The following is a 24,855-nucleotide window of genomic DNA, read 5'->3' as shown; positions in this document are numbered from 1 at the left end:
TATTCCTAACATAGAGTAGCCTGATAAGGATTGTATGAGCAAAAGGAGATATTACACAGAATTAATAAGCAACTGATCTCACTTAAATCCTGCTTTTACTTGTTAAGATTTGTATTAAAGGCACTTTTGTTATCATTGGTTGTCAATGAAAGAAAACCGTATTCATGAGCAAACGACTGTCCATCGGTCTGAACCCAGCGGATAAATTTATTGAGTTCGTCACTGGCCTGACTTTTATCAATCACGAAGAATATATTCTCGGTCGGCAGGTATTGTTTTTTATTGCCTTTCTCTAAAAAGCTGATGAGTAAATCGAGGTTCTGATAAATTTGCTCTTCTTTTTCGAGCTTACCATTTTTGTTAAAATCTATGGGTAAAACTGCTAATCCCTTTTGTAATGTACGGCTTTCTAAATCATATATATACCCCAGATTATTGTAGGTAATACCTAACGAATCCCGTTTAACGGCTTCAATCAAATGATAGTCGTCGCCGGTGATTCCTTTCCCGAAAATATTCTCAGGCTCATCATTGAAATACCTGGCAAAGGCGATAGAAGAGCATACTCTTGCATTGCGTGTATAGACCTGATATTTGCCATTATTTGTATTTTCTTCCAGCGACTCTTCAGGGTCTTCAAAGAATACTTTTTTTAATTCTTCAGGTTTTAAGCCCTTTTTCAGCGATTTCTGAGCAAGGCTATTTTTTTCATTGCTCACAGGCAAAAGCGCAAAACGACTGACAACTATTACTTCTTCTGATGGCTTTAATTCTGTTTTTTCTAAAACATGACCAACTACTCTTACAGTTAATTTTTCGTTAGGCTGTGCCTTTGGAATCAAATCAGCAGAGAGATTTGAGCCTGATTTGTTATATTCAACAATCCATCTTTCTACCAATGGAAACGTAAAGCGTGTACCGCTTATCCTGATATTCTGTTGCCCGACACTATGCAGACCTGTGAAGCAAAAAAGCGCTACGAATGCGATTTTAATTGAAACTTTCATGATTTTTCTTTGGATTTGGCAAAAGAATCCCTGATACCCCTAAGGACAGCCTAGTAAAACAAACCGAATAGCCAACCACCGACCAAACGGAAGTCGTACCTGGGCTGTCACGAGGGTACCAAGGATAATATAGTATTTTTCAAATGTATTGCGTTGCTAACAACAACTATCGGTGAGGCACATACGTTGTGCATTGGGAAGCATACAAGGCACCACCGAATTCGTCAGAAAGTATTCCGGCGAATCAAACAAACAAATTTCTTTCATCATTTTTGGTGAATAATTTGATTGGGTTCCCTTGTCTTACTGGTGGTTAGCAAGAAGGAAAGAATATATATTTACTTTATTACTCTACTAATTTGATAGACAAAGTAAACTATAATAATTCACTTTTCAAAAGTTTTTTAAAAAAATATTCTTTTTTGTAAAATACTTCATTAACATTGCTAGAGCATCTTATCAAAAAGTCGATTATTTAAGTAATTTGCATTGCCTTAGGCAAAAGATTATGTGGACATTTCCCAGATTTAGCTGCTAGGGTGCCTAAACCTATAAACAGAGCGTATAATCCAAATCCACTGACTTTTGGAGCTAAACTGCGCAATAAGCAATCTTTCTAAAGGGACTTTAGCAAATTATTAGGTGTTTCTGAAACAACTGTATTCCTTTGGGAAAATAAAAAAGTGATGCCAAGTATAAATAATTATTCAAAATTAATTAAGGTTACTGGGTTTCTTCCCGAAGAGAATGATAAAATTACGGTTGGTAGTAAGTTTTAAAAGTACCTCATAATAATTGTGTCAATCAAAAGTAGTTCTGATAAAGAATGATATAGCTTTTTACGAAAGGCATCTGTCCAATGGGCAATTGAGTATTGCCTATTGGATTAATAAAGTATTTTATTTGTAATTATAAACTTGAAAGGAAAGCATTACATTTTTAGGATGATCAATCTTTAATATTTGATTTCCCAAGGGAAGCCTAAGTACTGATTAAATGTAAAGAGTTATGGCAACTCTTTTGCCATAACTCTTTTTTATTCTCTCCGGCATTTCAATTATCACACCCCTTAATCTCAGCCTTAAAAACACTACCAGGCTGAGCCTGAAATACCCCTTGCAGATTGATACTCTTACCTGCCTGATAGGTGACATTTGTTGAGACTGGCACAGTCTGCGTTGAGGTAATGCTATCCAGTGCTTTCTGAACCCCGTTTGTAGCCGTATTAGCAAGACTAAGATTTGCCGGAACATTAGTAATAACGATACTATTACTAAGGCTACTGCCACAATTATTAACAGTACAGGTAGCAGTATAGGTACCCGCCGAATTAATTGTAATAGTACTACCACTCATACCATTTGACCAGTTAACTGTCTCCGTGCAACCACTCGCTGTTAACTTAACATTCTGGCCAGGACAAATTGCAATAGGATTCAGACACTCATTTACTTTTAATACCCAGAAATCTCTCCCTCCTTGAGACGATTGACTTTTATCACCTGAAATACCAGAATCAGATCCTCCCCCTAATAAATATCCTCCGTCTGATATAGGTAATATTGAACCAATACCTTCTAAGTTAGCTCCGCCGTAAGCCTTATCCCATATTTTTGTTCCATTAACATCAATTTTTACAATCCAATAATCAAAATCTCCCTGAGATTTTTCACTTTTCTCTCCCGAAATATCTGAACTAGACCCTCCACCCAATAGGTAACCGCCATCGCTGACAGGAACTATAGTTGGTAGCCAGTCAGTACCATTACCGCCAAAGCGCTTATCCCACATCTTTGTTCCATTAGCATCAATTTTTACTAACCAACAATCTCTGTCTCCAAGTAAGATATGGCTTTTCTCACCTGAAATGCCAGAACCTGATTCTCCTGTAAGTAAATATCCACCATCACTGGTCTGCACTACAGAAGTCAGAAAATCCATATCACTACCTCCAAAAGTTTTATCCCATATTTTTGTACCGTTTGCATCAATTTTAAGTACCCAATAGTCAGCATCGCCTCTTGAAGATTGACTTTTGTCTCCTGAAATATCAGACCATGAAAATCCACCTAATAAGTATCCACCATCACCTGTATTTATCATATTCCATAAAACATCATCATTAATACCTCCAAAACGCTTATCCCATAGTTTGGTCCCATTCGCATCTATTTTTACTATCCAAAAATCTAACCCACCCTGAGAAACCTGACTTTTGTCGCCTGAAAAACCTGAATAGGATTCACCCCCTAATAAATATCCTCCATCATTTGTAGGGAGTATAGAACGTAAAATATCTGCATTACTACCTCCAAAACGCTTATCCCAAATTTTTGTCCCATTCGCATCTGTTTTAACTATCCAATAATCAGAATAACCTTGAGAAGTCTGACTTTTATCACCAGTGTTACCAGACTCCGACCAACCCCCTAATAAATATCCTCCATCATTTGTAGGTAGCATAGAGGTTAAAATATCATTAGTATTGCCTCCGAAACGCTTATCCCATAGTTTTATCCCATCCGCATCTATTTTTACTATCCAATAATCATTACCACCCTGAGAAGCCTGGGTTTTATCACCAGAAATATCAGAGTTTGAATAACCTCCCAATAAATATCCTCTATCATTTGTGGGTAGCATATAACGTAGTTCCTCATAATTACTCCCACCGAAACGCTTATCCCATATTTTTGTAAGAGTGTTTTCACATGAGACCGTAGAAATAACAGGTGCGGATGGTAATGGATTCACAACCAATGTAACCACGGTGCTACTATCACTGGTACAGCTATTTTCATTCGTGCAGGCAGCCCGATAAGTTCGAGAAATGGCAGGGCTTACAGTAATTGTATTACCACTTAGCCCACCCGTCCATGTTACAGAACCTGTACAACCAGCAGCACTTATATTGGCGCTGCCTCCCACACAAATCGGGTTCGGGCTCGCAACAGTTGGTGCATTCGGTTTAGCTTCCACATTTACTGTAACTAATGTCCTGCTGCTTTCGCAATTATTTTCTGTACAGCTTGTATAATATGCAGTTGTGGTGTTAAGCACTGGCGTAGCATAGGCAGCTGTACTAGCCAGAATTGTAGTTCCTGTTTCAGAACTGTACCATTTATATGTACCCGAGCAACCCGTGGCAGTAAGTGTAGTACTGTTTCCTGTGCATATCGTAGTGCCAGTAACTGCAGGTGCATTGGTGCTTGCAAAATTTACAACAAGTGCATTGCTTGCACTGCTCGTGCAATTGGTCACAAATGAAGTACAGGTAGCTGTATAAGTGCCTGCAATATTTACAGATATACTATTACTACTACTGCCGTTCGACCATTGAATGGTACCATTACAGCCACTTGCATACAGATTAACCGTTGAAGCTGTGCACATGGTGGCAGTAGTACCAGCTGTGCATTCTGATATTTTTACAGCATAATAATCCTGAGCAATACCATTGGTATTTGTGGCGCTACTTGCCTGATATCCTCCTACAATTAATTGACCTGTACTCGTAATTATGGCACTTCTCGGGCCGTCCTCATAAGCGCCACCATAGCGCCTGTCCCATCGGGGGGCCAGACTGAAATTATTGTCAATCTCTGCTACCCATATATCTGTCAATCCCAGGGCCGATGCTGTTATATCTCCCGAATTTGTGTTGGTTACACGCATAGACAGCCAATAGCCCGTTCCGTTAGGCATTCTTAATACTTCATAGAAATCATCCTTATTGGCTCCGCCAACAGCTTTTTCAGCCACTTTAGCTCCATCAGATTCATTGATTTCTACAAGCCAGCCGTCATTATCGCCTTTCAAGGCAACGGTTTTATTCCCTGTACTCGCTTGCGACTTACTTGTGCCTCCCAATACATACCTGCCCGTGGTATTACTCTTCGCAATAGAAGTTAAATTATCATCTCCATAGCTTTGTCCCGTAGGGTCTGACGATGCCTTTGCCCCACCATAGCTTTGCTGCCATACAATAGCAGAGGCATTGCTTTTAATTTTCAATACCCAGTAATCTGATTGCCCAGCCCCTCCGTCATGGCTAACAGAGGTTTTATTGCCTGATACAATTGATTTGGAAGAACCCGCAATAAGTAAATCACCTGATGGTGTTTCCATCACTTTCGCAGGTTCATCGAGTGAATTACCTCCATAAGTTGCCTGCCATACTGAAGCCCCTGTTGCACTCGTGGAAGCAGGGTTGAATTTAATAATCCATATATCTCCATTGATAGTATTTGATATAGGACCATTAATAATGCTTTTATTTCCGGTACCATCGGCTGAATACGATACCGCCGCCAGAACATAATTTCCATCGCTTGTTTGAATAATATCTTTAGGATTATCATCCAGTGTCCCGCCAAAAATCCATTGATTTTCAATAACACCGCTACTATTGATTTTTATCACCCATATATCATTACCGCTCGAACCGTATTTATCAATTGTTTTATTACCACTCATACCCGAGTTAGACCCTAGAGCAATAATTGCTCCTCCATCACTTGTGGCTATACTTGCATATGGATAATCCCCACCTGTACCACCATAAACTTTATCCCATATTTTAGTTGTACCTGCAGCATCTGTCTTGATAATCCAGGCATCATCTCCCGCCGAATTACTCACAGTTTTATCACCGCTGATAGCTGAAGAAGACACCCCCACCCAGAGCAAATTACCGTCTGATAATTCAAGCACTTTATAGGGGCTTTCAATGTGCGTGCCACCATATTTTTTCTCCCATACTTTAGTAGGCGTGTTTGTACAATTGAAAATACTTGCCACAGGAGCGGCAGGCAGTGGATTGACCACAATATTGATCGTATTCGTATTGATGCAGGCATTTTCAGTACAGGTAGCAGTATAAGTGGTAGTACTGCCCGGACTCACAGAAATAGCAGAGCCGGAACCAGACGGTAACCATGTGACACTACCTGCGCAATTACTGACTGTTAAAGTGGTACTCTGCCCGGCACAGATACTATTTGAGGCGCTGCTGGTAATAGCAGGCACTGCAGGTATGGGTTTTACTATAATCTCGTTAGAATAGCATTGCGTAGCAATAACAATGGCTCTGTATGTGCCTGCCTGTGTTGGGCTGTAGGTGGCATTTGTAGCACTTGCAATAGTACTTCCATTCCGTTGCCATTGAATGCCTGCCGTTACGCCTGATGCCGTAAGTGTTATACTTTGTCCGGCACATAAATTACCTGTATTGGCCGCAATAACGGGAACCGGATTCACTGTTATGGTCAGCGAGTTAGTAATACTTGTACTGCAAACGCCCTCAGTACAGGTAGCTGAATAAGTAGTACTTGTGCCGGGAGAAACTACGATTGAGCTCGTTGTTGCGCCTGTGTTCCATGTGATGATACCATTACAGCCTGATGCGCTCAACGTGGTATTACTACCAGCACATATAGTGGTATTAGTAGCCGAAAGTACCGGAAAAGGAGAAATGCAGGTTTTATATAAACCATTAATATTATTATAGATACCTGAGAAATAATAACCGTTTCCCATATTAATGCCATACTCATGCCCATTGAAAGGGAAGTTCGTCGGAAACGGTACATTTTGTGCAGAACGGTTTAGCTGTTCTACCAATTGCGTGCCATTTGCAGTACCGTCACTTTTCCATAGTTCCATGCCGTATGTAACAGACTTGGCATAGAAGTAGGTCAAACCGTTGATAGTCCTGAATTCTTTGGGATTTGACGCCTCTGCCCCTATAATGAAATCTTTCAGTAAATAAGTGCCAATTGCTGTTCCATCGCTTCTCCATAGCTCAATACCTTCATTACTTGTTCTGGCTGGAAAGAGAAAGATATTATCAAATCCAAAATCATTTTCCATGCTACCATCCCAGAATGAATTATCGAGCCCTTCATTTAATGAACTTGGAATAAAGTTTGTTAATTTGATAGTACCTGCAACAGTACCATCAGTTCTAAATAGATTAGTACTTCCAAAACCACCCACTATGCTTATTCCACCCTTGAAATACAAGTAATTGCCTGCTTTGAAAAATTTTGAAGTAGATTCGAAATTATTCCACCCGAATGGATTAGAAGGAATACAATTTACTGGTGTTAGCACGGTGACATTCGAACCGTCCATTTGTACTATTACTCTTATAAATCCTGAATCGTTAGTTTCGCAATTTGGATAAGTAATAAATGCCGAATAAATGAGTTTATTATTAATGACATTAAAACCCAAGGGTTTATACCCACCATTGGGAATTTCGGTAGTGCCAGTTGTGGTACCATCTGTACGCCATACCGTAGTGAAGTTACTAATAGCGTTTCCACCCATAAAATATAAGTATCCATTATATACGGCTGTTCGTTCTAAAACATAAGGTACAATATCGTCCTTTATTTTATAAGTCCCCCCAGTAGTACCATCACTTCTCCATAAATCATCTTCCCCGGTAAAAACTAATATACCATTCAGATTTACCAGATTATTACAGCTCGGTAGCCCATCCTTTACTTTCACCGTTCCTGATATAGTGCCATCCGATTTCCATATTTCACCATTTACATACCAGAATATATAATTTCCTACCCGACTCCTGAATGTAGATACTGAAGTAAGAGGCGGAGCAGAAGGTATTATAAAAGTACCACTCTCTGATCCATCACTTACCCATAATTCCGGCTCGCCTCCCTGAGATTCAACATTAAAAAGAATTTTATTACCAAGCGTTTCAAAATTTGCAATCTGCCTGTCAAATTGCTTCACTAATGATATCTGTGCCTTAGTGGATAAACAGATAACCGATAAAATGATAATGCGTAAAGTTTTATTCATCTCAAAATGTGTTTTCTATTGAATATCTCAAATTTTTTACGAGCTCAACTCTCCTTCTTGATACCTCAAGTTCTCTTCCGTCAAGCAGTTGCGCAATGGTTTTAGTCCGCTCTCTTACAATGTTTTTGATAAAATCAGGATTAATGAGATAAGACCTGTGCACTCGTAGAAACCCATCGAGACAGCTGTCTGCCTGATGATATTTGAGCGTAGTAGAAGAAACTATCTTCCGGCCGTTTTTTAAATGCAGAATCGTATAATTAATCTGAGCTTCGAGATACACTATCTCGTCAGTCTGAGGATAAATTTTTCTAGTCATTGACAATTTTCGTTCTTTTGGGTTTGGCAGGATACCACCTTATGCATAAGAAGCGTATAAGGCTATCCGGTATTTTTTAAATACGATTGTGCAGACAATATTTGATTCATCACGTAGTTACTTGCAAATTTCCCGCTATTCAATTAGCTTTACAATACTGAACATTCAGTATTTTAGCGCCAAACCGACACATCCTTTTCACATCTCTATGGGTTTAATAGCTTGTCCCTTCAGTTTTAATGAGTATAAAAGAATATGGAATTCCGGCGGTCTTAACGAAGACCATGAATCCGTTGCCAATCTAATAGGAAACAATCCTTTAATGCATGAGACACTTATTATGCAAGGGCATGCATTAGCAGTAATGGATGTCAAAACAATGCGTTACCCATTAATTCTAGGAGATGTAGAAAAAGTATGTGGCTGGTCTACCGAGTATTTTTATGAAGCGGGTGTTGAAGGTTATATAAGCAAATGTCCTGACCGGGATTTTCTTGGTCTTGAAGAAACATCTAAACTGATTAATTCGTACGTAGCCACCCTGAACAAAAAACAGGTAAAACAATTCAGAGTAATCTACGATTATCAGATGAAAGGTAAAGACGGACGCATAAGAAGAATATGTGAAGAAAGCATAGCTTTGAAAACAAACAATGAAGGGCACATCACTTATTTTATGGCGTATGTATCTGATATCACGCATTTCAAAAGGGCTGGCAAGCAACATATGCACCTGACAGGAGGCAATACCAGCCGTTTTTTTGAAATAAACAATGAGACAAATACAGTCGCAGAATTAACCCTGCTTACTAAAAGAGAGCAGGAAATAGCCAAACTACTGGGCGAGGGATTCAACAGTTACGAGATTGCTGAAAAACTGTTTATCAGTGTAAACACCGTAAATACGCACAGGCAAAATATGCTAAAAAAATTCAACCTCGTAGACGCCACGGAGCTGATGAACCTGTTAAGGATTTATCGTATGATTTGATGGAGAGCTAATAAATATTTGTATCTATGAAACCCGATTATTTTTTTAAGCCTACTTTCGATAATCTCCGGGATAATCATTTAGCCTATCAGGCAATTTATCACGAAAGGTCAGTATCTGTCAAGCTCCTGCAATATTTAAATTGATATCTGTAGACAGGATTAGAATCTTCTGGCAGACTCTTGCAAATCTCTTCTTATTTGATTAGTATTACAATACGGAACATCCAGTATTTCAAATCCAAACCAAAACGTTTTAATTGAAAATTCTATGGGTTTAATCTCCTATCCATTTGATTTTAACGACTTCAAGAGAATCTGGCATTCAGATGGAACAAACGAAGATTTTGATGTAGTAGCCAGCCTTGTGGCAAACAACCCTCTCTTACACGAAACACTCACCATGCAGGGGCATGCGCTGGCTGTACTTGAAATAAAAACAATGATGTATCCATTGATTTTAGGTGCAGTTGAGAAAGTCTGTGGCTGGCCTACAGACTATTTCTATGAAGTTGGGGTAGAAGGCTACGTAAGTAAATATCTGGAAAAAGATTTTCTGGGACTGGGTGAAATATCCAGGCAAATCAGTTCCTATACGGCTACCCTTGACCCAAAACAGATGAAAATGTTCAGGGTAATTTACGATTACCAGATGGCAGGAAAAGACGGACGCATCAGAAGGGTCTGCCAGGAAAGCATTGCATTAAAAACAAACGATGATGGTCACATTACCTATTTTCTGGCCTACATAACAGATATCACTCATTTCAAACGAAATGGCAAACAGCACATTCATTTAACCGGAGGCAAAACCAGTCGTTTTTTTGAAATAAACAATGAGACAAATACAGCCTCAGAATTAACACTCCTCACGAAAAGAGAACAGGAGATAGCTAAACTACTGGGTGAAGGTTTTACAAGTGAGCAAATTGCGGGAAAACTATTCATCAGTGTAAACACAGTAAATACCCATAGGCAAAACATGTTAAAAAAATTAGGTCTGGTTGACGCCACAGAGCTAATTAATCTACTAAGAATTTATCGAATGATATAATTAAGGGATCAAAAGTATTTGTATCAATAGCCTTATTTACTATTCATTCTTAATTTCCATAATTCGCTGGATAATCCGGTACAACTCTATCAAATAATATCTAAGCATTATTAATTGGCATATGCAATTTTTTCAAATAGGTTTTATTTGAATCTTTAGATAGATTCTCGCAAATCACAACGAGTTAATTAGTTTTATAATAAAATTCTCAAAGACTTTCCGAAACGAGAGAAGAGCAAAGAAAATAAGTATTACGCAACTGCAAATACCATTTGTCTGATGACTTTTGGTCTTAGTATGATTAATATCTTCTAAGGCTAAGTACAATTGATATCACTCCGGCGACCCGGTCGCGTTGCTGTCTGTTAAAACCCTTAAAAGACGAATGTCATTTTGCTCATAAAAAGAGATGACTTTATCGTTAAACATATCAGCCGATACCAAAGCTTTTTTAAGATTATATAGTTTGACATAGGGTACCTTAGTATAAATGTCAATAAAAGTTTGTTGATAGATATAACCTACGCCTTTGATATTACGACATACAGTTCCGATGCGGATAGTGTCTCTTTTTTGTTTTTTTATTTTTTTACCCCTACCTATCGCTTTAGTTGGATTAATTTTTTTGTTACCTTTTTTAGTTTGCTGGAATAAATGCTAAAAATGATGCTCCCACTATGACCCTAGAATTTACTGACAAAGAAATTATTGAAGGGCTATTAAGCCGTGACAAGAAAATCTGTAACCGTATAGCTGAACAGTTATATAAGCAGAACCATAAGACCATCACTCATCTTGTATTAAGAAATAGTGGAGTGATTGAAGACGCAGAAGATTTATTTCAGGAAGTATTACTTTCTTTTTTTAATCAGGTCTGGTCTGATAAGTTCACTTACAGGATGATACTAAAATAAGTACTTACTTATATGCGGTCGCGTATAAGCTGTGGCTAAAAAAGTTAGGTAAAGATGGGAAGGGACCTATACATGAGGCAGAATTTGTTTCAAAATTTTCGACCCCTGAAATGACTCCCGTAAACATCTTAATTGAAAAAGAAGAATTTGAGATGGCACAGTCAATTTTCAAAAAATTAGGAACACTTTGTCAGGGAATTTTAAAAGCTTATTATTTAGACCAGAAATCGATGGAAGAAATCGCTGTTCTATTTAACTTGGGCAATGCAAATGCTGCTAAAGTAAGAAAATTTAGATGCATGAAAGAACTAAGTAAACTTATGAGATATGAGACCAACTAATGAACAAGAAGAGTTTGAATGGATTGAAGACTACCTGCTAGGTAAATTAAACCAGAAGGATACTTTATTTTTTGAAGAAGAACTAAAAAAGGATATTGAACTAACTAAAAAAGTGGAAGAAATTCGAAAAACACTCAATCTTTTAAAAGAGTCGGTTATTCAGGAACAAGTCTTAAAAACAATTAAGAATCTACAAAACAGAGAAAGACGGCTACACAAGTTTTCTCCTTTCCGAATAATCAGGTATGCGGCAGGTGCCTCTATGGCTGCCTCAATCATTTTTATGCTGTATATATCATTGGTAAGTGTTCATTTGCCTGATACTGAAAACGATTTTAATGTTACAAGAGGAATAGATAGCACTAAACTCACGCCCGAGCAACGAACCGCATTCAATAGTTTTTTTGATGGGCAAGCCCATTTAGTAGAAGGAAGTTACTTGTTAGCAGTAAAAGACTTTCAGCGATCTCTTCAGGTAAAAAATATCCGGCCTTATTTTAAAGAAGCCGCAGAATGGCACTTAGCGTTGGCTTATATCAAAAGTAACCAACCCTATAAGGCAGAAGAAATCTACAAAAAATTTGAAGACTGTACCGATTGTGAATACCCTATTGATAAACTAAACCGCTGGAAAATCTGGTGGCGAATACTTTGGGCAAAAGTTTTTTAATATAAAAATACTCACAACTGACTGCGAAAGCCAGGTGATATATTAAGAGCATGTTTAAAAATTATTGTTCGGCCTACAAAGACATCTGTGCAGCCTCCGCTTTTCTAGCTATACTTTGTTGCATTTTTTCAATCGAAAGGCGAACCGTGTAGCTGCCACTTTGGCAGTCTGATGGCTACATCCGAAAAATGTGCCACATACGCTTGTCTGACCAAAAATTTGCTCTTTTTGGTCAGAAAGACAATATTTAAATACACTCTAAAATTTAACTATTATTTTATTTTGTTGGACATTAACTATTTACTTTCATGATTTTCCGTAATTAAGATTTTTTTCCGATAAAACCAGTTAATTTTGCTTTACAAAGCAAAACATCGAATTTATATAAGCGGTTTAAAATGTCTAATTAATAGGATATAAAACCCAAATTTAATCAAGTATAATTTGGGCTAAAATCCAATATTTTAACATATCAATTGTTAATTAATGAAAAGATTAAGTTTATTAATCAAAATATATAAAATTACTAAGTCGTGAAACTATATGAGTTTTAATTTGGCATATAACTCTGCCCGTAAAAAAATAGCTATTTCAATATTTCTTAGATACACTCGTTATGCTATAGAGCATTTGCTTAACTATAAAGGGTATCTATGATGTATTTAAAGCTTAATTAATTAGTCATGATGAATCACCATTCAAATTTATTGTTGAATTTGAGAGTTATTGATATGTCTCTTTGTTTATCTAAGTAATCTCCTTAACATAAAATTTCAAAAAACTCGTAAAGCAGATTTTAAAACCCGATTTTACAATGAAAATTTCAATTGTTACTGCCGCTTACAATTCCGCTACAACCATTCGTGATACGATAGAGAGTGTACTTTCACAAGACTATCCCGATATAGAATATATTGTAGTAGACGGAGCTTCTAAAGATGGAACTGTTGAGATTTTGAAATCTTATGGCAATAGAATCAGATGGATCTCAGAAAAGGATGGTGGTATCTTCTATGCAATGAATAAGGGTGTTGAAATGGCTACAGGTGATGCGGTAGGAATCATAGGGTCTGACGATTTTTATCCGAACAATCAGGTTATTTCAAAAGTAGCGAAGGCCTTTCAGGAATCGAATGCCGATTCGGTCTATGGTGATCTGCATTATGTGAATAATAAGGATGTGACGAAAATTGAACGTAACTGGAAATCTGGCTCTTATAAACGGAGTAAATTTCTCAACGGATGGATGCCTCCACATACGGCTTTTTTCCTAAAGAAGAAAATATATGATACGTATGGTTTGTATATTGCTACTATGCCAAATGCCAGTGACTACGAATTAATGTTAAGAATGCTTTATAAACATCATGTTTCCTCATATCATATACCAGAAGTATTGATGAAAATGAGAAACGGAGGGAATAGCAATGACTCTTTAAAAAAGCGGATAACAGCCAATAAGGAAGATCGCAATGCCTGGAAAATTAACGGGTTGTCTCCAAAATGGTATACGCTCTATGCCAAGCCCATCTCAAAGTTACTACAGTGGGTCGTTAAATAATTGATTAGTGAACGATATTAAATTCACTAGACGACTAGTTACACTATCATTAGGCAATTTCTCTATTCGTCGGCTATTTGCTGTAAGAATGTATTAAATATTATTCTCAATAGCAAATTTGATTAACTCGGTTGATTTTGTGATAGAAAGCTTATAATAGATATTTTTTCGATGGGTTTTTACAGTTTCCTGACCCAGGAATAATTTTTCAGCAATTTGACTGGTACTCATGCCATCTTTAATCATTCGGACTATCTCAATTTCTCTGGGAGTGAGCGAATACTGCTTGACAAAAAAATCGTTATGATGAAGACTGATTTTAGTGAATTGCAGTTTAGTGTCGTAATAGGTCTCACCTCTTAATACGCTTTCAATACCTTCGATTAATTCTTCCTTGGTAGAGTTTTTAAGCAGATAACCATTTACTTCCAAGAATTTTGATTGCTCAATGAATCTCGGTTCGGTATACATAGACAAAAAGATAATTTTGACAGTATCAAAAGCTCTTTTTATTTCTTTCGCTAAATCAAAACCATTAATGGATGGTAAATTAATATCTAATAAAATAACATCCGTTTTTTTCAAATGAATGGCTGACAAAACATCTTTTCCATCATATACCTGTCCTACTACTTCATATTTTTCAGATAGCAATTGTCTGACTCCTTCATTAAAAAGTATATGGTCGTCTGCAATAAGTAATTTAGGTGTTAGCATGAGAATCTTTTATAGGTACTTCAATAATCACAGTTGTGCCTTTTGAGCCTGAATCTATGTTCAGTTTTGCTCTTAGAAATTCAACCCTTGAATGTATGTTTTTTAAACCAATTCCCCAATTATTTTGATTTGTTTTTATACCTATGCCATTGTCTTCTACTGAAATACTCAGATATGTCTCATAATAAATCAATTGTATGATAGCCTTTGTGGCCTGTGAATGTTTAAGAACATTATTGACTAATTCCGAAATAACCCGATAAATATTTAGTTCACTATCCTGGTTTAAGCGTTGTTCTTTACCAAAACTAATAAAAGTAAATTCAATGGGGGAAGAACTCTGTATTCTTTCAATGGTATAATAAACCGCATGAACCAAGCCTTCGTTTGCCAGTTCGGGCGGCATCAGGTTTCTTGAAACTGACCTTAGATCTTCAATGGCTTTCTCTATCAGGGTTATTGTTTCAGGCCTGACTTCTTCATTCGCCATTCTTCCTTTTATGGCTGAAAGTGTCCCTCCTAATTCATCGTGCAGGTCTTTTGCCAAACGCTGCCGTTCGGTTTCCTGAGATTCGATGATTTTATGCTGGCTTTGAATCAGCGCAAGTTCAAGTTTCTTTTTTTCTTTCCTGAAAAGCAAATACCTATGTCCCAGGCCTATTGATAGTACAAAGATTTCGAATAAAACAGATAATTTATATAATTTGGCTAACTCCAAAGAGAATGTGGCAAATCCTAAAGATGAAAAAATATAAAGACAGCCAATAGAAAACATAGGCAGGATAGCTATAACATAGTAAAAAGCAGCCATTCTTTTTTGAATCAACCCATAAATAAGATACCCAATCGCAATTAAAACATAGACCAAGGTTGACCATAATCCATACGTCCAATAATTAAGATTATGGTTAAAAATAAGTAAGGATAGAAAAATAAGAATGGAGACTAAATAACAATTAACAAAGTATTGCCAGATTTTAGGACAATATTTATCAGATTCAAGATAGAGTTGCGAAAAAAGAATGGTTGTCCCATAATACAAATGGCTAAATAAAAGAATAGCTGAAGGGCCTTTAATAAGCACTGGTAACCAATCGTAATATAGGTTGAGGATACCATGCTGAGCCATTAGATTTAAGACAGAAAACAGGATGCTCAAACTATAAAAGAGATAGACTCGTTCCCTTAGAAAGGGATAAAAAACAAAAGATAAAATCGAGACAAATGCCATCCAACCAAAATAAAAACCATGAAAAACCTCATCCTCACTATAATGTTTTTCGAATGCTAGTCTTTCATAAAGTACTAATGGAAGGCTAAGTACTACGCCATCTTTTTTCAGGAGTTTTATATAAACTTTTCTTTGTTCTCTTGAATCAAGAGTAAAGCTAAAAACAGAAAATCTAACGCTAGGATAAATTTTTTTAGCATTTGGGATTAACCAACTTTGAGGAGAGTCAATACTCTTGAAGCCTGTTTTTGTTTCCATAAAGACGCTTATACTATCCGCATAATTCTGATAAGCTATCCGCAGGTTTATGGATTTCTCCTGCGTATTTTTCAAAAGAAAAGTAATCCAATGAAAATAATTACCTGTAGGGTAATTCTTATGGTAAGACTGGAAATGACTGCGATACTCTTCCAGATTTTTTTCATTGACAGTATTTGAACTGTCCGTCATAATCTGAATGACCGGGTTTAATTCCTCATATTTAAAGTTCGCACCAATTTCTATGGGTTTTTGTCCCCTACAATCCATTATGATTACCAGTGTAATAAGTAGTATCTGAAAGGTTAAATATGCTTGCTTCATCTGAAATATATTTCTCCAAAACTACTCAAAAAGATAGCATCAAAAAATACCCCTTTTGGGGGATTGTACATCGTCAATCGTCTGTCGACTTTTGTACAGTAAATTTTTTCCGATAGCCTTATGTCCCGATTAATAGTTCCGTCCATTCATGAAATAGTTTTTTTACGTGGTTCCGTAAACTATACTGAATTTCATATGACCAATGGTCGCAAAATAATGAGTAGTTATACACTTGTGTATCATCAAAATCTGATTGAAGGGTTCCTGCGTATCAGCAAATCATATCTGGTCAATCCATATTATATTGAAAAGATTAATGCTAATGGCAGCCAGAGAGAGATTCTACTCAAAAACGGGGAACGCATAAAAGTAAGCCGGAGAAGAAAGAAAGTCCTGGAGGGTTTCCAACCAGAAGGTAAATTCCTGCTCTTTTAGGTACTTTTTATCTCCACTATTAGCTGAGTTTACTTATTACTTAAACCTTTTTTCTAAGGCAAAAACGTGCGAATTTTTTAGAGGAATAGCTGCATCTATTTTATATTCGGATTAATCATTGCCATCAGCAAAAGTTTATCAGAGTACCACAGGAATTTCTCAGTAAATCTAAAATAAAATCGTACTACCTAATAAAATTGTGTAGCATTTATCTATTCAATTTACATAAAAAATTATAAAAAATATCCAAATTATACAATTTAAGGTACCAAATAATAAAATCAGCCTTTATTTCTTGGTGCTGTCCTATCCGCTTGGCTATCTTTGGTTAGGCCAAAGTTGCATTGCAAGCACACTTATAATTATCTAAAAACTCTATTATTAAATATCCAGAAAATGAAAAAAAGATCTCTACTATTCGTATTCTTACTTTGCGCATTCGCCTATACCAGTAACGCTCAAACTGTTCGTCGTGTAAATAAAACTCCGGGTTTAAACGACCCTGCTATTTATACCTCTGTGCAAGCTGCCATCGATGCCTCTGCTCCAAGTGGAGATATTATTTATATTGAACCGACTGATGTTGATGGAGGAAATTATGGAGACGTATCGATTATCAAACAAGTTACCATAATTGGTACAGGTTATGATTTAGCACTTACACCGAACACCTCTTTTGATAAAAGACAAGTCACTTTAATGAATATCAATCTTGACAACGGCAGTGCCGGAACTATCATAATGGGCATGGCAATAAGTAATGTTACTGTTAGAGATATTAATTGTACCATTACAAGATGTGGTGTTAATAGCATCAGTGCAGCGGGATCTTCTATCACTGTGGGTGGTGTGAATACTTACGGGCATAATATAACTGTTACTAATTGTAGAATTGGTTCTCAGTTTTATGGTAATGGTTCTACTAATTGTATTATTTCTAATAATATCTTCTTATATGGCGGGCCAAATACACTTTACAATTTTACGGGTGCTGTAATTAATTACAATACGTTTAAATTTACGAATGCAGGAATGCTGGATGAGATTGACGGAAGTACTATAACCAATAATATTTTTGATGGACGTGGCTTAGCTGCTAACACCTTGATACTTTCTGGTAATTCAAACGGCACAACTGTCTCTAATAACCTTTGTACCGATATAGCAGGTTTGCCGTCAGGGGGAGGTAACGTGAATAGTGCCAATCCCAACTTTATCTTTACTGTGGCGAATCCATGGACTGCTTCGCCTTATAATGATTCAAATCTCCAGTTAGCTGCGAGTTCTCCAGCTAAAACAGTAGGCCCGGGTAGTACGCCCATTGGAGCCTTTGCAGGCAATAATCCATATATACTCTCAGGTGTGCCTAATGTCCCGGTTATTACCTCTTTTTTCAATACAGGTTCGGGCACTACAGCTACCCCGTTGAGTGTAACCATCAGTGTTAGGTCTGCTAATTAATTAGCAAGGTTTACTATCCCTTTTACCTACCTAATTTCTTGTATTAATGAAAAACTTCTCCATCAAATGGGTGAGGATGGTTGTGCTTTGGCTTTTTGCCTGCAGCAACCTCATTGCCCAGAATATAAACAGAGTTGAGTATTTTATCGACAACGACCCCGGCTTAGGCAGTGGTACTGAAGTAGCCATTACACCCGGTGTATCAGTCTTACAAACTTTCTCAGTTCCTCTTTCATCGTTAAGTATTTCAGATGGAATCCATCGTTTAAGTGTAAGGGCCAGAGATGAAAACAACCATTGGTCGTGGACAGCCAATGCTTTGTTTATCAAAGAAAGAATTGTGAATACTGCCCCTTTGGTAAACATTGATAAAATTGAATATTTTTTCAATGGCGACCCTGGCGTAGGTAACGCCACAAACGTTCCGGTTACAGCGGCTACTTCGATTTCAAATTTTAATTTTACCACCCCAATCCCTTCATTACCCATCGGGTTTCATTACCTGAGTGTCCGTGTAAGAGATGCCCGGAATGGCTGGACACGTTGTATCAGCCGACCTTTTATAAAAGAAGAATTACCCTCTAATAATCCGCTCCCGAATATTACCCAAATGGAGTACTTCATCGATGAAGACCCCGGTATAGGCAGTGGCACAGCTTTGACGTTTACACCTGCTACGAGTGTGAGCAATTTGTCTTTTACTATACCGCTACCCAGTGCTGTATTGCCAGGTTTTCATAGTTTTTCTGTAAGGGCAAAGAATGCTAATAATAAATGGAGTATAGTTACTACACGTACATTCTATAAAGAAGAAATACGCTCTTCACTCCCGGTATCGGCTATTGCTCAGGTTGAATATTTTTTTGATAACGATCCTGGCGTTGGGAATGGAACCGCTGTTAATTTTACGGCTGGTACTACGGTAAACGATTTATCATTTAATGTAACATTACCTGGTGCTTTACCTAATGGTGTCCATAAGCTCACTGTACGGGTAAAAGATAACCAAGGAAAATGGAGTACGGCTGTGGTAAGACCTTTCTACAAGGAAAATACTGCGATAGCAAGTTTACCTAATGTCAATAAAGTAGAGTATTTTATTGATACAGACCCTGGGGTTGGTAATGGTACCAATGTAAGTATTACTCCCAATACCACACTCACGAATCTTAATTTTACTGCTGCACTCACAGGCCTTTCCAATGGTAAGCATATACTGGAAGTACGGGCCAGAGATGCCAATAATCAATGGAGCACCGTAGCAATACGGGAATTTGTGGTTTGTAGCAATCCGTCAACGGCCTCTATCTCTCCAGCTGCCGAACAGAATACCTGTGAGGGTACACCAATTGCCCTAAGTGTACCTGAAGGTTATAGCTATCAATGGCGTTTGAATGGAGAAAATATTACAAATGCTAACCTGAAAACATTCTCTGCCACGCAGACGGGTGAATATACTGTTGTGATAGGGCAAAATGGTTGCTTGTTTACCACAAGCCCGGTTCGGGTAAATGTCACTGCTACGCCCGCTCCTCCTACCATCCTCACGCCTAACCAGACCATTTGTAGCGGGCAAAAAATAGCGTTGGAATCAAGTGGTTGTAGCGGAATCGTTACCTGGAGCAATGGTAGTACAGGAGGTGCCATTGAGGTAGCACCCACTACCACCACTACTTATACAGCCACCTGTAGCCTGAATGGTTGTGTCAGTGATATCAGTTCTACTTCTTGCGTAGTTACGGTCAATGCGGCATTAGCTGCGCCCACTGTTACAGGCCCTGGTTCGGCTGTTTGTCCCGGCTCAGCAGTTTCGCTTACAGCGAGTGGTTGTGCAGGAACGGTTACGTGGAGTACAGGTCAGACAGGTAGTGCTTTAGCCTTGAGTACAAAAGTAACAGGGACTTATTCAGCCATCTGTAGCTCAGGTGTTTGTAAGAGTATCTCCAGCAATACTTTCACATTGAATGTGGTTAATTCTTCGGCAAATGTAATGAGTTTAAGTGCTTCCAGCCTGAAAATCTGTGCCGGACAATCATCTGCCCTTATAGCTACCGGTTGCACGGGTACTATCTTATGGAGTACCGGCAGTTCAGGTTCAAGTATTACCGTATCACCAGGCTCTACTGGAACTTATGCCGCTACGTGTACGCAAAATACCTGTACAGCCAATAGTGTCAATACCTTACAAATTCAGGTATCTGCCATTCCGTCTGCCCCTACTATTTACGGACAAAGTGAAACCATCTGTAAAGGTACAAGCAGAACCATGACTGTTTATTTCTGCAAAGGAGGCACAGTGACCTGGAGTAATGGTTTTGTGGGACAAACACAAACGGTTGCCCCTATTACTACTACTACTTATACGGCTACCTGTTCCAAAGACGGATGCCCGAGCCCTAACAGTAATGCCATCACGTTAACCGTTTCAGAGTGCCAGAACCAGGCCGTAAATATTACAAAAATTGAGTATTTCATTGACAATGACCCAGGCTTTGACAATGGTATTAATGTGCCTGTTACCAGTGCTTCTGTCCTGAACAATTTTACTATTTCTATTCCGATTCAGGCATCATTTGTCAATGGCTTGCATTATATTTCCGTAAGAACCAAAGACTCTAATAGCAAATGGTCATGGACAGTGGTAAGACCCTTCTGGAAAGATGCTCTACCGGGCAGTATAGCTTTGCCAAATATAGTAAAACTGGAATACTTTATTGACAATGATCCGGGGACTGATCAGGGAACGGATATTCCGATAACGGCTGGTACTACCATTCCTAATTTAGGAATAACCATCCCTTTAGACAATTCTTTAGTGCAGGGTTTGCACTATCTAACCATCAGAGGTAAAGATGCGAATGGTAAATGGAGTACTGTAGCCTTAAGACAATTTTACAAGGAGGCTCTACCTGCAAGTTTAAATTTAGCCAATATCACTCGCCTGGAATATTTTATTGATACTGACCCCGGTGAAGGCAATGGAACAACTATACCTATTACTGCTAATTCATCTATTAGTAATATTCCATTAGTTGTCAACATGACAGGGCTTTCGCAAGGCCTGCATTTTCTGGAGCTTAGGGCACAAGATGCGAATGGCAAATGGAGTACTGTAGGTATCAGACAATTCAATAATGGCACTAATCGCATAGCTATCGGAACAATAGTAGCTGAGGTATGCGGTCAGAACAACCTGACAATACCTTTTACACTTGAAGGTACTTTTGATAGCGGGAATACCCTAACAGTTCAGTTATTAGATGCCAACAATAATCTTGTTAATGGAAACATGGGATCGGTTGCTGCAACTGCTAATGGCAGTATCAGTATTCAGATGCCTAATGTTAGCGTGAATACTGTTTACAAATTAAAGCTTGTTAGCTCTTCGCCTGAATTGTCAAGCGATCTGGTGTCAATTACAGTGAAACCAAGTTTTACCCCAACCATAATCGCAAGTGGAGATGTCAGTTTTTGTACAGGGCGTAGTGTCCTATTGTCTGTAAGCGGCTGTGGCGGTCATGTTGTGTGGTCGAATGGCATTACCAATCATATGATAAGTGTTACTGCTTCGGGAACATTTACAGCAAGCTGTGATTTAAGTAATGGTTGTAGTTTCCCTGCTACCAACACTATTATTACCACTGTTACGCCTTACCCAACGCCAAACACCTCAGGAAATACTTCTGTTTGCGGGGCAAATGCAACCGCTGCTTTATCGGCCTCAGGTTGTAGTAGTGGAGGCAATATTACCTGGTATACAACAGCCTCAGGAGGCAGCAGTCAGTTTGTCGGAGAATCGTATGTCACTCCTCCGTTACCCACAACTACTACATTTTATGCAGCATGTGTTTCTGCAGATGGCTGTGAAAGTGCTCGGATCCCTCTTACCGTTACAGTTAAACCACTGCCTGCAGTCAACATAACAGGAACCACTAACCTGACCTGTGCCACTACCAGTGTCACCAGAACTGCCAGTGGAGGAGGTACCTACTTATGGTCTAATAGCTTAGGTAGCAATGCCACGGCTACCATGACTGCTGCGGGTACCTATACAGTTACTGTCACAGGAGTTAACGGTTGTACGACTACAGCCACTACTAGTGTCACGGCAAATCTCACGCCTCCTACAGTCAACATAACAGGGACTACGAATCTGACCTGTACCACTACCAGTGTCACCAGAACTGCCAGTGGAGGAGGTACCTATTTATGGTCTAATAGCTTAGGTAGCAATGCTTTAGCTACCATGAGCACCGCAGGTGTTTATACTGTCACCGTTACTAATACTACCAATGGTTGCACAACGACTGCCACTACCAGTGTTACGGCAAATCTCACGCCTCCTACAGTCAACATAACAGGGACTACGAATCTGACCTGTACCACTACCAGTGTCACCAGAACTGCCAGTGGAGGAGGTACCTACTTATGGTCTAATAGCTTAGGCAGCAATGCTTTAGCTACCATGACCACCGCAGGTGTTTATACTGTCACCGTTACTAATACTACCAATGGTTGTACAACGACTGCCACTACTAGTGTAACTAGCAATACAACCCCGCCAACAGTCAGCATAACAGGGACTACGAATCTGACCTGTACCACTACCAGTGTCACCAGAACTGCCAGCGGTGGAGGTACCTATATATGGTCTAACGGATTGGGTACCAATGCCATGGCTACCTTAACTGCGGCAGGTACCTATACCGTTACAGTAACGGGTACGAATGGTTGTACGACTACTGCTACTACCAGTGTAACCAGCAATACAACCCAGCCAACTGTTACAGTAACAGGAACTACGAATCTGACCTGTACCACTACCAGTGTCACCAGAACTGCCAGCGGTGGAGGTACCTATCTATGGTCTAACGGATTAGGTATTAATGCTACGGCTACCATGACCACTGCAGGTATTTATACCGTCACGGTTACTAATACTGCCAATGGGTGTACGACTACAGCCACTACAAGCGTAACCAGTAATACAACCCCGCCAGTAGTAAGCATAACGGGAACCAATAACCTTAACTGTACCACTACCAGTGTCACCAGAACTGCCAGCGGTGGAGATGCTTACCTTTGGTCTAATGGCTTAGGCACCAATGCTACGGCTACCATGACCACCGCAGGTGTTTATACTGTCACCGTTACTAATACTGCCAATGGGTGTACGACTACAGCCACTACAAGCGTAACCAGTAATACAACCCCGCCAGTAGTAAGCATAACGGGAACCAATAATCTTAACTGTATAAATGCCAGTGTTACCAGAACTGCCAGCGGTGGAGGCACCTATCTATGGTCTAACGGATTAGGTACCAATGCCACAGCTACCATGACTACTGCGGGTATCTATACAGTAACCGTTACTAGTACAAATGGTTGTACGACTACTGCGACCACTAATATAACCAGTAGCACCACACCACCGACTGCGACTATTACAGGTACGAATAACCTGACCTGTAGTGCTACCAGTGTCACCAGAACTGCCAGCGGTGGAGGTACCTATCTATGGTCTAACGGATTAGGTACCAATGCCACAGCTACCATGACTGCTGCGGGTACTTATACGGTTACGGTTACAGGTACCAATGGCTGCACAGCTACAGCTACGACCAGTGTCACAAGCAATACAACACCACCTATGGCTAGTATTTCTGGAAGTAGCCATCTGAACTGTGTAACCAATAGCGTTACCCGAACTGCCAGTGGTGGGGGTACTTATGTCTGGTCAAATAGTCTGGGGACTAATGCCGTCGCTACGATGACTGTGGCAGGCACTTATACGGTTACGGTTACAGGTACCAATGGCTGCACAGCTACGGCTACCACAACCGTAACAAGCCAGCCTACCCCACCTACTCCTGTCATAACACCCGCAAATCCACCTTCTATTTGTTCGAGCCAGAGTGTGACGCTTTCAGCTACGGGTTGTACCAGTGGTATTATCACCTGGTCAACCGGAGCAACAGGCACCAGCCTCTCTGTTTCGCCAAGTACTACTACTTCTTATACAGCCAAATGTAAAATAGACCAGTGTTTTGGGAATAACAGCACCGCCGTAACAGTTACTGTAACTCCTAATTGTAATTACCCGATTAGCATACAACCGGCTGAGGCTATTTTCGTTTGTCCGAACACAGCTGTGACACTCACCGCAAGCGGTTGCCCTGGGACTGTCACCTGGACAGGTGGCGCCACAGGAACCAGTGCAACTTTTAATCCAACAGTTACCGGGACCTATACAGCTACCTGTTCAGTAGGTGGAAGCGGAAGCAAAGTAATAAATGTAAGCGCATCAGATGTCACGCTCACTACTGTGGATAATGTCATGACCGGTACTGCTAAGTTTCTGGCAACGCAGAACATTACTTCAACTAGCCGGATTGGACAGGATGCCACTAATCCAAAACCAAATGTATTGTATCAGGCAGGAAAATCTATTCTCTTACAACCTGGCTTTAGTACAGTTTCCGGTAGCATTTTCCTTGCAAAAATAGAAGGTTGTAATTAGTACATAGCTGCCAATTTAAAAATTCAGATAAATAAACCCTTCTATAAAAAGACGCAAAACCAGTAGAAACTGAGTATCAGGATTTACTGGTTTTGTTTGCTACCAATAGACTCCTATGTGCAGATTAAATCGCAGATAATATTAAATGAAGTATTTTTCTTTATGGTATGAAACAATAGTACAGATGCTAACAGCTTAATGACCGGATAATAAAAATAT

General features: G+C 39.0%; 14 protein-coding genes and 2 pseudogenes. 10 read left to right on the top strand and 6 right to left on the bottom strand.

Going from position 1 to position 24,855, the window contains the following annotated elements:
* Positions 1 to 95 precede the first annotated feature (95 nt).
* Complete coding sequence (locus tag H1R81_RS09160; protein WP_181840405.1) at positions 96 to 1,007, bottom strand: hypothetical protein; 912 nt, start codon at positions 1,005 to 1,007, stop codon at positions 96 to 98.
* A 635-nt stretch (positions 1,008 to 1,642) separates the two neighbouring features.
* On the opposite strand from H1R81_RS09160, the pseudogene H1R81_RS27780 reads away from it, so the two are divergent.
* Positions 1,643 to 1,786, top strand: a pseudogene (locus H1R81_RS27780) (hypothetical protein); the annotation flags it as partial.
* Positions 1,787 to 2,060: 274 nt separating this feature from the next.
* On the opposite strand, the gene H1R81_RS09150 reads toward H1R81_RS27780, so the two are convergent.
* Complete coding sequence (locus tag H1R81_RS09150; protein WP_181840404.1) at positions 2,061 to 7,841, bottom strand: 3-coathanger stack domain-containing protein; 5,781 nt, start codon at positions 7,839 to 7,841, stop codon at positions 2,061 to 2,063.
* 1 nt (position 7,842) lies between these two features.
* Positions 7,843 to 8,160 carry a LytTR family DNA-binding domain-containing protein gene (locus H1R81_RS09145; RefSeq protein ID WP_181840403.1) on the bottom strand — a complete coding sequence of 106 codons (318 nt, stop codon included), beginning with the start codon at positions 8,158 to 8,160 and terminating at the stop codon, positions 7,843 to 7,845.
* 208 nt (positions 8,161 to 8,368) lie between these two features.
* Here H1R81_RS09145 and H1R81_RS27665 point away from each other — a divergent pair, with 208 nt between their 5' ends.
* Together H1R81_RS27665 and H1R81_RS27660 are read left to right on the top strand one after the other, a co-directional pair.
* On the top strand, positions 8,369 to 9,151 hold the full coding sequence (locus H1R81_RS27665; RefSeq protein ID WP_305040908.1) for a LuxR C-terminal-related transcriptional regulator: 783 nt from the start codon (positions 8,369 to 8,371) through the stop codon (positions 9,149 to 9,151).
* 270 nt (positions 9,152 to 9,421) lie between these two features.
* Positions 9,422 to 10,204, top strand: coding sequence for a response regulator transcription factor (locus tag H1R81_RS27660; RefSeq protein WP_181840401.1), 783 nt, complete (start codon positions 9,422 to 9,424; stop codon positions 10,202 to 10,204).
* A 261-nt stretch (positions 10,205 to 10,465) separates the two neighbouring features.
* Here H1R81_RS27660 and H1R81_RS27435 read toward each other — a convergent pair.
* A pseudogene (locus H1R81_RS27435) lies at positions 10,466 to 10,738 on the bottom strand (IS481 family transposase); the annotation flags it as partial.
* A gap of 143 nt (positions 10,739 to 10,881) precedes the next feature.
* Here H1R81_RS27435 and H1R81_RS09130 point away from each other — a divergent pair.
* The 4 genes from H1R81_RS09130 to H1R81_RS09115 all read left to right on the top strand — a co-directional run bounded on the left by H1R81_RS09130 (position 10,882) and on the right by H1R81_RS09115 (position 13,690).
* On the top strand, positions 10,882 to 11,118 hold the full coding sequence (locus tag H1R81_RS09130) for a hypothetical protein (RefSeq protein ID WP_181840400.1): 237 nt from the start codon (positions 10,882 to 10,884) through the stop codon (positions 11,116 to 11,118).
* Positions 11,119 to 11,228: 110 nt separating this feature from the next.
* Positions 11,229 to 11,459, top strand: a complete 231-nt coding sequence (locus H1R81_RS09125) for a sigma-70 family RNA polymerase sigma factor (RefSeq protein WP_181840399.1) — start codon at positions 11,229 to 11,231, stop codon at positions 11,457 to 11,459.
* A complete protein-coding gene (locus H1R81_RS09120) occupies positions 11,446 to 12,129 on the top strand; it encodes a hypothetical protein (RefSeq protein ID WP_181840398.1) in 684 nt (227 codons plus the stop codon). Before H1R81_RS09125 ends, H1R81_RS09120 begins: the two co-directional genes overlap by 14 nt.
* Positions 12,130 to 12,943: 814 nt before the next feature.
* Positions 12,944 to 13,690 carry a glycosyltransferase family 2 protein gene (locus H1R81_RS09115; RefSeq protein WP_181840397.1) on the top strand — a complete coding sequence of 249 codons (747 nt, stop codon included), beginning with the start codon at positions 12,944 to 12,946 and terminating at the stop codon, positions 13,688 to 13,690.
* A 93-nt stretch (positions 13,691 to 13,783) separates the two neighbouring features.
* On the opposite strand, the gene H1R81_RS09110 is transcribed toward H1R81_RS09115, so the two are convergent.
* Together H1R81_RS09110 and H1R81_RS09105 are read right to left on the bottom strand one after the other, a co-directional pair.
* Positions 13,784 to 14,407 carry a response regulator transcription factor gene (locus H1R81_RS09110; RefSeq protein WP_181840396.1) on the bottom strand — a complete coding sequence of 208 codons (624 nt, stop codon included), beginning with the start codon at positions 14,405 to 14,407 and terminating at the stop codon, positions 13,784 to 13,786.
* Positions 14,394 to 16,220: a sensor histidine kinase gene (locus tag H1R81_RS09105; protein ID WP_181840395.1), complete on the bottom strand. Its 1,827-nt coding sequence runs from the start codon at positions 16,218 to 16,220 to the stop codon at positions 14,394 to 14,396. Before H1R81_RS09105 ends, H1R81_RS09110 begins: the two co-directional genes overlap by 14 nt.
* A 120-nt stretch (positions 16,221 to 16,340) precedes the next feature.
* On the opposite strand from H1R81_RS09105, the gene H1R81_RS09100 reads away from it, so the two are divergent.
* The 3 genes from H1R81_RS09100 to H1R81_RS09090 all read left to right on the top strand — a co-directional run bounded on the left by H1R81_RS09100 (position 16,341) and on the right by H1R81_RS09090 (position 24,636).
* Positions 16,341 to 16,655, top strand: a complete 315-nt coding sequence (locus H1R81_RS09100) for a LytTR family DNA-binding domain-containing protein (RefSeq protein ID WP_181840394.1) — start codon at positions 16,341 to 16,343, stop codon at positions 16,653 to 16,655.
* Positions 16,656 to 17,051: 396 nt separating this feature from the next.
* Positions 17,052 to 18,116, top strand: coding sequence for a hypothetical protein (locus tag H1R81_RS09095; protein WP_181840393.1), 1,065 nt, complete (start codon positions 17,052 to 17,054; stop codon positions 18,114 to 18,116).
* Positions 18,117 to 18,162: 46 nt separating this feature from the next.
* Positions 18,163 to 24,636 (top strand): 3-coathanger stack domain-containing protein, encoded by a 6,474-nt coding sequence (locus H1R81_RS09090; protein WP_181840392.1) that lies wholly within the window; start codon positions 18,163 to 18,165, stop codon positions 24,634 to 24,636.
* The last annotated feature ends 219 nt before the right edge of the window (positions 24,637 to 24,855 follow it).

The organism is Emticicia sp. BO119 (genome assembly GCF_013912375.1).
Lineage (GTDB): Bacteria > Bacteroidota > Bacteroidia > Cytophagales > Spirosomataceae > Emticicia.
The sequence above is the reverse complement of the archived record's forward strand: the minus strand, read 5'-3'. Positions and strand labels throughout refer to the sequence as shown.